An 11,936-nucleotide genomic window follows, 5' to 3' on the forward strand; every position below is an offset into this window, starting at 1 on the left:
ATTTGCCGGGAAAATTCCCGATTACAAATAGGAAGCGTTCAAGTAAGAGGACAAAATGAGCTGAGAAGATCAAGAAGCGCAAGCTTCTCCGAGTAAACATCGCAGAAAAGCTTTTCTTTTCCAAGAAGCGAGAAGCAAGCCGATGAAGAGATTTGACTGCTATTTTTTCTGGACTTTTTGAACAACCTATATACATGAATAAATGGCCATTGGAAAAAATAAAACAGCATATAGGATAGAAACATCCCGGCATGATTTTAATATTTTCTTCCTGCTGCTGTTTTCACAAATATTTTTCCGGTTCCGCGCTTTTTAAGTTAGTGGGGCAACGCCTTGCACATCTTAACTTAATTAAAATTTATTTTTATAAGAAGGAGATTGATCCAATATGGTTCAAAAACAATTCAAAGTAACTGCAGAAACAGGAATTCACGCTCGTCCGGCTACAATGCTTGTACAAGCTGCAAGCAAGTTCGATTCTGAAATTCACCTTGAGTACAAAGAAAAGAAAGTAAACTTGAAATCAATCATGGGTGTTATGTCTTTAGGCGTTGGACAAGGTGCTGATATCACAATCATTGCAGAAGGTAACGATGAGCAGGATGCACTTAACAGCCTTGAAAACACATTGAAAAAAGAAGGTTTGGCTGAATAATGAGCTTTTTAAATGGAATTGCGGCATCAAGCGGTATCGCTATAGCTAAAGCATACCGTTTGGTTGAACCGGATCTATCTTTTGGAAAAAAAACAGTAGAAGATGCTGCACAGGAGGTTGAACGCTTCCAGGCTGCACTAACTGCATCAAAAGGTGAACTGGAAGTAATCCGCGATAACGCCCATAAAGAACTTGGCGCCGATAAAGCGGCTATTTTCGATGCTCACCTGCTTGTCCTGAGTGATCCGGAACTAATCTCGCCTATTGAAGATAAAATTAAGACAGACAAAGTTAATGCAGAATCTGCATTAAAAGATACAGCAGATATGTTTATAACCATGTTTGAACAAATGGACAATGAATACATGAAGGAACGTGCTGCGGATATCCGTGACGTAACCAAACGTGTACTTTCCCATTTGCTTGGCGTCCAGATTGCCAATCCAAGCATGATTGCGGAAGAAGTGATCATCATTGCTGAAGACTTGACTCCTTCCGATACGGCTCAGTTAAACCGCCAATTTGTTAAAGGGTTTACAACTGATATCGGAGGCAGAACTTCTCACTCTGCCATCATGGCGCGTTCCATGGAAATTCCAGCCGTTGTAGGCACAAAGGAATCAACGAAGCAAATTAAAAATGGCGACTTAGTCATTGTGGATGGATTAAAAGGCCTTGTACATATTAATCCTACCCCGGAGGCTGTAGCCGAGTATAAAGAAGAACACCGCATGTTCGAGGAGCAAAAGGCTGAGTGGGCCAAGCTGGTTAATGAAAAATCAGTTTCTGCTGATGGCCACCATGTTGAATTGGCAGCTAACATTGGTACTCCTAAAGATCTTAAAGGTGTAATTGAAAATGGCGGAGAAGGCATCGGCCTTTACCGTACGGAATTTTTATATATGGGAAGAGACCAGCTTCCTACTGAAGAGGAGCAGTTCGAATCCTATAAAGCTGTCCTTGAAGGAATGGAAGGGAAACCAGTTGTTGTCCGTACATTGGATATTGGCGGAGACAAAGAGCTTCCATATTTAAATCTTCCAAAGGAAATGAACCCTTTCCTTGGTTTCCGTGCAATCCGCTTATGTCTTGAGGAACAGGATATTTTCCGGACTCAATTAAGGGCTTTGTTAAGAGCCAGCTCTCACGGGAATTTGAAAATTATGTTCCCGATGATTGCTACACTTGATGAATTCCGACAAGGCAAGGCAATCCTTGAAGAAGAAAAGCAAAAGCTTGTAAGCGAAGGAACAAAGGTTGCAGACCATATTGAAATAGGAATTATGGTCGAGATCCCTTCAACTGCCGTTATGGCTGAGCAATTTGCAAAAGAAGTCGATTTCTTCAGTGTTGGAACAAATGATTTGATTCAATACACCATGGCTGCAGACCGGATGAATGAGCGAGTATCATACCTTTATCAGCCATATAATCCAGCGATTCTGCGATTAGTTAAAATGGTAATCGACGCAGCTCATAAAGAAGGAAAATGGGCAGGCATGTGCGGGGAAATGGCTGGAGACGAAACTGCGATCCCATTGCTTTTAGGGTTGGGGCTAGATGAATTCTCAATGAGTGCTACTTCAATTTTAAAAGCGCGTTCCCAAATCAGCCACCTCAACAAAAAGGATATGGAAGCACTAGCAGAAAAAGCGCTTCACATGAATACAGCCGAAGAAGTAGTAAAAGCTGTAAAGGAAGCAACTAATTTGTAATAAAACTGAAATAAAATAAAAGTTTTAAATTACGTTTCCGGGGTAAATAAGAAGTAAGCACTTAGGTAAGACTTAAGTAAGCTGATCATTCTCATTTTCCCCCCTTTTTAAGCCGGCCTGGTAAAGGCCGGTTTATTTTTTTATCCTCCTCGGGATGAAGCATAAAATCAGACTTAAGATTGAACATATTCACTTCTAATGATTGTTATCCAGAGATTATAATTTTCCTATAATAAGCTTATAACTTATAAAAGGAGAGATGGAAAATGATTACCGTGATAATCAGCTTTCTGTTTCATGATCGATATATAAGCTTGAAGGAAAAGTATACAAATGAGTTATATGAAAAACAAAGCTCCTTCTTAACCCGAGTACTTCATTAAAGAGCCCAAGCCAGGGCTTTTTTTATTTTTGTTTTTTGCAAAGCTCTAAAATAGTTTTTTTCTTTTAATGGAATTGGGGTTTATTGTAAGGGGAGAAAGGAAAAGGTAATGAAAAAGGAGGAATTTCACATGAAAAAGAAAAGTTTAACTTTGCTTCTTACCGCAATGTTGACTTTCACGCTTTCAGGATGCATGCAGGACACGCAGCGGTCCATAGTCAACAGCCACGCTGAAGCCTTGCTGACCAAAAACAACGAGCTGCAATTCCGCTTTAAAATTAATGATAAAATCCTTTCGGAAGAAGAGTTATACAAAGTTAAAGTATCAATACATAATGAAAAGCTGGCAGCTGCACTTGGGACAGATGAAGTCGTTTATGGGGAAGACACCATCATTGACGGGGAATATATTGAAGTAAACAATAAAAAGGGAAACTTTATTTTTATGAATCCCATTCCTTTAAATGAAGACCTGCATGTTTTTGAAATAGAAGACATGATTGTTAATGAAGATGCAGTTTCGGTAGAAATCATTAATGATGATGAAGTGGTCGCGCGAGCATTCTTGAATAATTTTTCTTCACAGCTATAGAGAGCGACAAAAATATTTATAAGCTTCTTTTTATCAGGCGTTTTCATAAAGTTTGTTGCTTTTTGAAGGTAAACGTTTTTTAACTGCTGAGTTGATTGTAGCGGAGGGCACTTGATCCTCGAATACATTCGCATTTTCTTACGACGAGGTGTTATTCATGGAAGTTTATTCAATGTCCTGCGCGGGAAGAGAGGGAAGTGCGAGACCCCACAGGCGGAGCCGAGGAGGCTCGCAACCGTCCCCGCGGGTTCGCTGAGTAAGCCGTGCTGAAATCAATGGGCAGAATTAATTAACAAAAAAACAACAATCTATGAGAAAAGGGGCTTATATAAAAAAGCGTTTACTTTGGCCGATTTTGGGTATTATAAAATACGCGCATAAAATTGGGGATGGACCAGGCAATTGCCTGGTCTTTTGTCGTGTGCAGACCTTTTTTATTTTAAAAGGATAGAAGAAGTGCTAGAATTAATATTAAAAATTCAGATATTTTAAAGGAGAGGGGTCACTCAAATGATTTCACCAGAAAATACAGTTGTAGGCTTTGTAGGAACAGGGGTAATGGGCAAGAGCATGGCTAGACATCTTTTAAAGGCTGGATATCCATTAGTTGTTTATACCAGAACCAAAGAAAAGGCATTTGATTTGTTAGAGAGCGGTGCTGAATGGGCGGAAACGCCACTGGAGGTTGCGCAAAAAGCAAATGTTATTATTACCATTGTCGGCTACCCTGCAGACGTGGAAGAAGTGTATCTTGGCGGAAATGGAATTATAACGAATGGCAAAGAAAATACATATGTAATTGACATGACGACTTCAACACCAACGCTGGCTAAAAGATTATATGAAGAAGCTGCCAAAAAAGGAATGCAAGCTTTGGATGCTCCTGTTTCAGGCGGGGATATTGGAGCTAAAGAAGCCAAACTTTCGATAATGGTTGGCGGAGACAGGGAAGCCTTCCTTGCAATCGAACCAATTTTCAATCTCCTTGGAACAAATATTGTATATCAAGGTAAAGCTGGCTCCGGGCAGCATACAAAAATGTGCAACCAAATCGCGATTGCGTCAAACATGATAGGAGTCTGTGAAGCGGTCGTTTACGCCGAAAAAGCCGGTTTAGATCCAAAAACCGTTCTGCAGAGCATATCTTCGGGAGCAGCTGGCAGCTGGTCATTATCAAACCTTGCGCCAAGAATGATTGATGGCAATTTTGAACCGGGCTTTTATATAAAACACTTTATCAAGGATATGAACATTGCCCTGCAAGAAGCAGAAGCAATGGACATGATGACACCTGGTCTTGCGCTTGCGAAAAAAATGTATGCCGAGCTCGCGGAAAAAGGTGAAGAAAGCAGCGGCACACAGGCATTATATAAATATTGGCAATAGGCGTCAATGCATAAACCCCCCATAATCACTTCAAAATAACAATGAAGATGAAAAAGGGGGTTAGGCTTGTGGCAAAAAGAACAAAGAAAAACGATCCTCAGCAAAAAAATAAAAAAGGCTTCGATTCCGCTGTAATCGACTCGGAATTCTCTCATGAATTCGGCAGCACGGATACAAACAAAATTCATAAAGATAAAGCCAAAAAAGAAAAAGCACCAAAAAATAACGGGCAATATAAAGGACAATAAGCAGAAAAAGGCAAGCAGCGGGATGCTTGCCTTTTTTATTTGGCTGAAGGTTAGGTGCCCAATCAGATAGCTCTACTCCTTAAGCCCTTTCAAATAGCTCTCAATCCGATCCATGCCTTCTTTCAGGGTTTCCATAGAATAGGCAAATGATATTCGGAAATAGCCTTCACCATAGGAGGAGAACGCACTTCCTGGAACTACTGCAACACCAGCTTTATCAACAAGTGATAAAGCGAAATCGAAAGAAGTCATCGAAACAGGGGGCATTTTGATGAAAAAGTAAAATGCTCCGTCTGGTTTGACGACATCTAAACCCATTTGTACTAAGCGGTCGTATACGTATTCGCGGCGCTCAGCATATTCCTGTCTCATTGGAAGAGCATCATCCTTCCCTGATGTCAATGCTTCAAGGGCAGCCATTTGCGATATAGAAGCTGCACATGTCACGTTATATTGATGGACTTTCAATAGATGCTTTGCCACGTTTTCTGGTGCAAACAAAAGTCCTATGCGCCACCCTGTCATTGAGTGTGATTTGGATAATCCGTTAATGACAATGGTTTGTTCCCTCAATATAGAAGCAATCGAGTGATGGGCCTGACCATAAATAAGTTCACTGTAGATTTCGTCTGCAAGGATAAAGATATCGCGCCCCTTAACAAGGGATGCAATTTTCTCCAGCTCTTCGATTGTTAAGCTAACTCCTGTTGGATTCGAAGGGTATGGCAATACAATGCAGCGGGTTTTCTTGGTAATCTGCTTTTTTATAATATCAGCAGTGAATCTGAACTTATTTTGCGTAATATCCGTAAAGACAGGAATGGCGCCGCATAGCTTGATAATTGGTTCATACCCGGGGTAAACTGGCCCTGGCAATATGACTTCTGAACCTTCTTCCAAAATCGTTCTGAATGCAATGTCGATTGCTTCGCTTGCGCCGGAGGTAACGATGACCTCTGTTTCGGGAGCATATGTAAGATTATACTTTTCTTTTATAAAAGCCGCTGCAGCTTTGCGCAAGCGTATGTCACCGGCATTGTGCGTATAGGATGTAAAGTTTTGGTCGATGGCATTTTTTCCGGCTTCTTTTACGTGCAATGGCGTCGGAAAATCGGGCTGACCGATTGAAAGGGAAATCATATCTTTTTTATCGGCAACCATGTTAAAGAACTTTCTAATTCCTGAGACTTCTATGTTTTTAACTTTGTCATTAATTAAATGTTCCAATGTTGTTCACCTCTCGTTATCATAATTTATATTCTATCACTTTGCAGCCCGCTGTTCTAATTGCAAATTACAAAAATTAAAAAAGCCCTGAACGATAAAATCAGGGCTTTGCTTGCAGTATATTCTATTTTAATATCCGTAATCCCAGTCCACTTCATCTTCGTGCCAGAATATAGGAGAAACCGCACCAAAATCAATCACTTTATTTTCAAGATTGCATTGACAATGTTTGTCTCCGCACTGCTCTTTTAATTCTTCAAAAACCGAATGCTCAACATTTTCAATGATCGTCACTTTATTTTCATCATGATAAAGGATTGCTGTACCTTTCATGCCTGATTGCACCTCTTTTTATTATTATGTAAACGAATTCGCCGTTTACAAAGCTATTGTATGCCTCATATTAAAGTGTGTCTATACAATTGTGAGTATGTTCACAAAAAAGTCAATATGAAAACGTTTTAAAGATAATTCAACAGAGTCAAAATTTAAAAGACCATATTATATTTATCATTAGGCGCTGGAAAAGCTCATTGTTGTTTTTTGCACCCTGTTGATTGGAGCGGAAGGCACGAGCTCNNCGGACCGCCCGCGGAAAGGGAGTGCCTCGTGCTGAAATCAACAGGCAAATTTAACAGAGCCATTCATTAAAAACCATGTAAAATTTTACAAATAGTTGAATATAATTCATTTAGACATTAACATAAGTAGATAGTGATTAGTAAATTTTTGAGACTGCTAGTTAGTATTTGATTAGAAATTTATTAAAATCAGGAGGTTATGAAGTGGAGACAACTTTAGAAAAGCAGCCCTATGAAAGCACGAGGGAATACGGGGGATTCTGGATTCGTTTTGCGGCCTATTTAATTGATTCTATAATAGTAGGAATCCCTCTGTTTATTTTGACCATCATTATTTTCATGATTTTCTTTGGTGCATCTGACGCCTTTAATATGATGATGAGCGACCCTGCTTATCTTGAATCCGAAATGACTGACGCTGAGGCGCTTGCCCTCATGGGTTCCTACTTAGGGGCGACTGGTGTCACGATCATGGTCAATTTGGTGATTGCGCTTGCTTACTTCGCTGGTTTGCATGCATCCAAGTGGCAGGGAACTGTGGGAAAAAAGCTATTAGGCTTAAAGGTGACTGACCTTAACGGTAATCGAATTTCTTTCTGGAGAGCGTTGGGAAGGTACCTGGCCATGTCTATTCTGTCAGGAATTTTATTTATAGGATTCATTATTGCGGCTTTTACAGAGAAAAAGCAGGCACTGCATGATTTGATTGCAGGTACTGTTGTAGTTAAAAAATAATTATTTAAAAAGCTGTGTGGCATCCTGCCATGCAGCCTTTTATTATTGTTATAAGCAATAAAGGATTTATTAGCTGTGTGTGGAATATAATTTTAAGAAAGGGAGGATATACATGCGAAAGGAAGAGATTGTAAAACATTACGAGTCATTTTCTCTATGGCTGGAGTCTTTGAAAAAGGTTGAACAGAAACGCTGGCAGCAGCCTGTTTCAGAAGGGAAATGGCCAGTTGCAGCGGTGGTTGCACATTTACTCTTTTGGGATAGATATTCACTAAAGGAACGGTTTCCGCTATTTAAAGAAGGTGCGGAACTTGAAAGCTTTCCGGATTTTCAAAGTGTCAATGATGCCGCAAAGAAATACGCCGCAAAGCATGATCAGATTGAGATAATCAGCGAACTTTTGACTGTTAGAGAACAGTTTCTTAAAATGCTCCACAACTTTACTGAAGAAAACATGGATACTTCGTTTATGATTGGCAAGCATTCTCTAACAATCCGTGATTATTTTGTTGATTTTGTTGAGCATGATCTTCACCATAAAAAGCAAATTATGGAAGCAACCGGTGTGGACAATTAACACCGGTTGTCAGGTAAACTGAACTTTGATTTCAAAACTGTAATATAGGATGCCATGACATCGCTCAGCAAGGCAGGCAACGTTTCCTGCTCAGAATGGTGCACCCAATAAAATAACGTGCCGAAGAACGAATTAACAATCATTTTGGCAATTTGGGAGGCATTTGCCTGATCGTTAAATTCACCTCTTTTTTTCCCTTCTTCAATCAAGCTTATTAAAATGGACCTGAATTCCGCGGCCAGCTGGGTTTCAGAAATTTGAAAATCCTTTACTACCGTACTTATATGAAAAATAGATAAGAGCAGGATCGGTCCGAATTCCTCATTATTAATAGCCATAAATTTAAAAAGCTTATGCAGGTTTTCTTCTATTGATTCACTGCTATCCATGACATCTTTATAAAACGCATGCATCAGCTTAAGCTGGGATTTTCCCACTAAATGGAGAACAGACTCCTTTGAATGAAAGTAATTAAAAAAGGTGCCTTTGGCAACCCCTGCATGGTCGGTAATTTGCTGGACAGTTGTATTTTGGAATCCCTGCTTCTTAAAAAGCTCCACAGCGCTCTTAAAGATTAATTGTTTTGTATATTCTTTTTGTTCCTTCCTTTTCATTATTACCCACCTTAAATATAATACTTGCTATTATAGCATAATAAAAATTAATTATTGAAATATTCATTTAACTTTTACAAAACTTTTTATTTTAGGATTTTATTTAAATTCAACAAAATAAAAAGGGTTTTCCTGACCAGTCTTGAATAAGGAATAAGGTGTTTTTTACCAGAAGGGGCTGATGAGATGGAAGTTGAAAAAACAGAGCTTCGTAAACAGGGGAAATTAAATTCCTTGCGGCTCTATATGACAATGCCAATAGTATCCTGGGCACTTTATGATTTTGCAAATACTATTTTTTCATCCAATATAAATACGATTTTCTTTCCTTTTTATCTCCAGGAAGTAATAGGGGAAAATGAAGTTTTAAACCAGATTGCAAGTACCTTCATTTCCTATTCAAATGCACTGGCAAGTTTTTTTCTAGTGCTTTTTTCTCCCTTATTTGGAGTTATGATAGACAGGACGGGAAAAAAGAAGAAATATATAGTGGCCTTTACGCTTATTACAGTACTGGCAACTATTTTAATGGGAGTCTTTGCATCAAGCCAATTTAGCGGAAAAGTCCTTGGGCTCCCAATTTATCTGGCCTTGGTCATTTTATGCTTTGTAATAGCAAAGTTCTTTTACCATTCAAGCTTGGTCTTTTATGATGCGATGATATCAGATTTGGGTACAAAACAGGAAATACCTTTAATCTCTGGATTTGGGGTTGCAGTCGGGTATATAGGAACCCTTGTAGGACTGACGGTATATTTATTTGTGGGGGATAACGGTTTTCATGAAGCGTTTATACCAACAGCTGTATTATTTCTTCTATTTTCATTGCCCCTATTTTTCCTTGTTAAAGATAAGCCGCTTGAAGTAAAAGAAAAACAAAGCTTTTTATCAGGCTATAAGGAAATTTGGCAGACTTTTAAAGAAATGAAAGATTACAAAGCCATTTTTACTTTTATGATTGCTTACTTTTTCCTGAATGATGCTATTGCAACAACAATAGCCATGATGGCCGTGTATGCAAAAACGATTGTAGGCTTTACTACTGGAAAATTCATTTTGCTTTATCTCGTTTCGACTGTTTCCAGTATCATTGGTTCCTTTGTATTTGGATATATCACAAAGGCGAAAGGGCCTAACAAAGCTGTTAAATATGTGGGAGTCCTTCTCCTGGTTGCGCTTGCTATTGCTGTTACTTCTATAAATGAATTGATGTTTTGGATAGCCGGCAGCATGTTTGGTATTGCTCTGGGATCTATGTGGGTTACGACAAGAACGTATATAGTGGAATTGACTCCTGATCATAAAAGAGGACAATTTTTTGGTCTTTTTGCGTTTTCAGGAAAAGTATCTTCAATCATTGGACCGCTTATATATGGAAGCATCACGTTAATCTTTGCTGATTATGGAAACCTGGCGAGCAGAATGGCTCTTGGCTCTTTAATGATTCTCACGCTAATAGGATTAATTATTCACTCCAGAATTAAAGAGGATGGCAAATTTCCAACACATTAAGTAATCCATTCATCCGGATTGATTTAATATATTTTCAACGATCCTCCGTACTGAGAAAAAAGGAAGCTGCTTAAACAGAGAATTCTGCCTGGCAGCTTCTTTTCCTGTGGTTTAAGGACGCAAACACAGGTCTTCCTTCATAGGGGTATTATTAACCTATTAACATTTTATAAGAAAAAATATCCATTCATGGTATATTAATAGAGAAAAATGCTTTTATTACAAATAGGAAGGGCGAAAGAAATGGAGCAGAAAAAAGGCATTTTACTGGAGAGCGGAACGAATGAATTGGAGATTGTTGAATTTACAATAGGCAGAAATAAATTTGGCATAAATGTCATTAAAGTAAAGGAAATTATTAATCCAGAGCAGGTGATTCCGGTACCTCATTCTCATGGACACATTGAAGGGATTATGGAATTGAGGGGAGAAATTCTCCCAGTTGTTGATGTAGCTGCTGCATTAGGCATGAAGCCTTCCGGAAATCCGCAGCAGGATAAGTTTATAGTCACTGAATTTAATCAGCAAAAAATTGTTTTTCATGTACATAATGTTTCACAAATCCATCGAATCTCATGGAACCAGATTGAAAAGCCTTCTGAAATGTATCAAGGGCCAAACAGCCAAGTTATCGGAGTGATTATGCTTCAAGGGGAAATGGTGCTCCTATTAGATTTTGAAAAAATGGTTACCGAGATTAATCCTGATTCGGGGATCAGCATACAAAAGGTGCAAAAGCTCGGCAAGAGAGAGAGGTCTGATAAGAGGCTTGTTGTTGCAGAGGATTCGCCGTTACTTCGAAAGCTGCTGCATGATACTTTGAATGAAGCCGGCTTTTCTAATCTTGAATTCTCTGAGAATGGGCAGGATGCTTATAAGTATTTGGTATCGTTCGCAGAAACTGGTTGTGATATCACTAAGGAAGTACATCTAATGATAACTGATATTGAAATGCCTCAAATGGATGGCCATCATCTTACTAAGAAAATAAAAGATCATCCACAGCTTTCCGGTATTCCTGTTATCATCTTTTCCTCCCTCATAACGGAGGATCTCCGCCATAAAGGGCAAATGGTAGGTGCAGATGCACAAGTAAGCAAACCGGAGATTGCTGAGCTGATTCACTTTATTGATCAATATGCATTATAAAAATTGATTATATACAATTAAAAGCTGGGTTTCCCCAGCTTTTTGCTTTTAAAAATAACTTTCGCCCAGCTTCTTAAAGACAGGTTTTTCATAGTGCTGTTTCTTCTGGTGCGGTTTGCTGTTATGTTCTTTTAAGCCCGTATATGTCATGAGCAGCTTTTTCGCAGTGGTTAGAGATAGAGAAGCTTTCGGATTTCTTACAAAAGAATCAAGTTTTCCAAGATGTGGTAGTTTTGAAAAATCCTCCTTTGAGGGCGGCAAGTGAAATGAATAATTTCCGCATTTCACTAACACATCTGACTGCTGCTGGCTGTTTTTGGGATTGCCTGAGTAGTGTAGGCCTACCTTGCTGGCTTTCCCTTCTTTAATAAGTTTTTGAAGCGCATCATGCTTGAGCTTATATAAAAACTTAGGGTTTGGTGCTGTTTTTGCATGGCGGTTAACGGTGAAGATAGCTTGTGAGAGGTTTTCAACCGTTGGATGCAGATGGGGATTTTGTTTCTTGTCCGAATTCAATTTTATGGCTCCTTTCATATTGTAAAGGGGGTATAGTCTTATTATAC

13 protein-coding genes are annotated in these 11,936 nt (G+C 39.0%); 9 read left to right on the plus strand and 4 right to left on the minus strand.

Going from position 1 to position 11,936, the window contains the following annotated elements; all coding sequences use genetic code 11:
* The first annotated feature begins 388 nt into the window (after positions 1-388).
* The 5 genes from J7I93_RS06435 to J7I93_RS06455 all read left to right on the plus strand — a co-directional run bounded on the left by J7I93_RS06435 (position 389) and on the right by J7I93_RS06455 (position 4,978).
* A complete protein-coding gene (locus J7I93_RS06435) occupies positions 389-655 on the plus strand; it encodes a phosphocarrier protein HPr (RefSeq protein WP_214724452.1) in 267 nt (88 codons plus the stop codon).
* Positions 655-2,370, plus strand: coding sequence for a phosphoenolpyruvate--protein phosphotransferase (gene ptsP / locus J7I93_RS06440; protein WP_214724454.1), 1,716 nt, complete (start codon positions 655-657; stop codon positions 2,368-2,370). The genes J7I93_RS06435 and ptsP overlap by 1 nt, the downstream gene beginning before the upstream one ends.
* A gap of 512 nt (positions 2,371-2,882) precedes the next feature.
* Complete coding sequence (locus J7I93_RS06445; protein ID WP_214724456.1) at positions 2,883-3,344, plus strand: hypothetical protein; 462 nt, start codon at positions 2,883-2,885, stop codon at positions 3,342-3,344.
* A gap of 510 nt (positions 3,345-3,854) precedes the next feature.
* A complete protein-coding gene (locus J7I93_RS06450; RefSeq protein ID WP_214724458.1) occupies positions 3,855-4,730 on the plus strand; it encodes an NAD(P)-dependent oxidoreductase in 876 nt (291 codons plus the stop codon).
* Between the two features lie 68 nt (positions 4,731-4,798).
* Complete coding sequence (locus tag J7I93_RS06455) at positions 4,799-4,978, plus strand: hypothetical protein (RefSeq protein WP_214724460.1); 180 nt, start codon at positions 4,799-4,801, stop codon at positions 4,976-4,978.
* 72 nt (positions 4,979-5,050) lie between these two features.
* On the opposite strand, the gene J7I93_RS06460 is transcribed toward J7I93_RS06455, so the two are convergent.
* Both J7I93_RS06460 and J7I93_RS06465 read right to left on the minus strand, forming a co-directional pair.
* Positions 5,051-6,205 carry an aminotransferase A gene (locus tag J7I93_RS06460; RefSeq protein WP_214724462.1) on the minus strand — a complete coding sequence of 385 codons (1,155 nt, stop codon included), beginning with the start codon at positions 6,203-6,205 and terminating at the stop codon, positions 5,051-5,053.
* 129 nt (positions 6,206-6,334) lie between these two features.
* Positions 6,335-6,538: a hypothetical protein gene (locus tag J7I93_RS06465; RefSeq protein ID WP_214724464.1), complete on the minus strand. Its 204-nt coding sequence runs from the start codon at positions 6,536-6,538 to the stop codon at positions 6,335-6,337.
* Between the two features lie 452 nt (positions 6,539-6,990).
* On the opposite strand from J7I93_RS06465, the gene J7I93_RS06470 reads away from it, so the two are divergent.
* Together J7I93_RS06470 and J7I93_RS06475 are read left to right on the plus strand one after the other, a co-directional pair.
* Positions 6,991-7,521, plus strand: a complete 531-nt coding sequence (locus tag J7I93_RS06470; RefSeq protein WP_214724466.1) for an RDD family protein — start codon at positions 6,991-6,993, stop codon at positions 7,519-7,521.
* A 112-nt stretch (positions 7,522-7,633) separates the two neighbouring features.
* Positions 7,634-8,098 (plus strand): DinB family protein, encoded by a 465-nt coding sequence (locus J7I93_RS06475; protein WP_214724468.1) that lies wholly within the window; start codon positions 7,634-7,636, stop codon positions 8,096-8,098.
* On the opposite strand, the gene J7I93_RS06480 is transcribed toward J7I93_RS06475, so the two are convergent.
* A complete protein-coding gene (locus J7I93_RS06480) occupies positions 8,095-8,712 on the minus strand; it encodes a TetR/AcrR family transcriptional regulator (protein ID WP_214724470.1) in 618 nt (205 codons plus the stop codon). The two genes, J7I93_RS06475 and J7I93_RS06480, sit on opposite strands and share 4 nt — an antisense overlap.
* A 186-nt stretch (positions 8,713-8,898) precedes the next feature.
* Here J7I93_RS06480 and J7I93_RS06485 point away from each other — a divergent pair, with 186 nt between their 5' ends.
* Together J7I93_RS06485 and J7I93_RS06490 are read left to right on the plus strand one after the other, a co-directional pair.
* Positions 8,899-10,224: an MFS transporter gene (locus J7I93_RS06485; RefSeq protein WP_214724472.1), complete on the plus strand. Its 1,326-nt coding sequence runs from the start codon at positions 8,899-8,901 to the stop codon at positions 10,222-10,224.
* 243 nt (positions 10,225-10,467) lie between these two features.
* Positions 10,468-11,373, plus strand: coding sequence for a chemotaxis protein (locus J7I93_RS06490; protein WP_214724474.1), 906 nt, complete (start codon positions 10,468-10,470; stop codon positions 11,371-11,373).
* Positions 11,374-11,421: 48 nt separating this feature from the next.
* On the opposite strand, the gene J7I93_RS06495 is transcribed toward J7I93_RS06490, so the two are convergent.
* On the minus strand, positions 11,422-11,907 hold the full coding sequence (locus J7I93_RS06495; protein WP_483297127.1) for a YkyB family protein: 486 nt from the start codon (positions 11,905-11,907) through the stop codon (positions 11,422-11,424).
* Between the last annotated feature and the right edge of the window lie 29 nt (positions 11,908-11,936).

Origin of the sequence: Bacillus sp. ISL-47 (genome assembly GCF_018613175.1) — a bacterium.
Lineage (GTDB): Bacteria > Bacillota > Bacilli > Bacillales > Cytobacillaceae > Cytobacillus.